Source organism: Micrococcus sp. GbtcB5 (genome assembly GCF_019091605.1).
GTDB lineage: Bacteria > Actinomycetota > Actinomycetes > Actinomycetales > Micrococcaceae > Micrococcus > Micrococcus luteus.
On the sequence record NZ_JAGXJK010000474.1, the window covers coordinates 1 to 236 of the forward strand.

General features: G+C 78.8%; 1 pseudogene. It reads left to right on the forward strand.

Going from position 1 to position 236, the window contains the following annotated elements:
• Positions 1-45: 45 nt before the first annotated feature.
• Positions 46-236 (forward strand): annotated as a pseudogene (locus tag KVS67_RS13160) (hypothetical protein); the annotation flags it as partial.

A 236-nucleotide genomic window follows, 5' to 3' on the forward strand; every position in this document is an offset into this window, starting at 1 on the left:
CCGCCCTGGGCCGCGCCGCGTCCGGCGGCGCCGTCCGCCGACGAGTTGGCGACCCTGACCGTCCCGGCCGAGTGGACCGCCGCCCCCGCTGAGGAGGAGCTCCCCTTCGAGGACGAGGTGATGCGGGGGACGGAGTCCGTCCGGCTCTCCTCGCGGGACCTGCCGCCGTGGCTGCGCGGCCCGCTCGCCGCCATGGGGCGGGTCGGCAACCTCGAGTCCGCCGCCGTCCAGCCGTC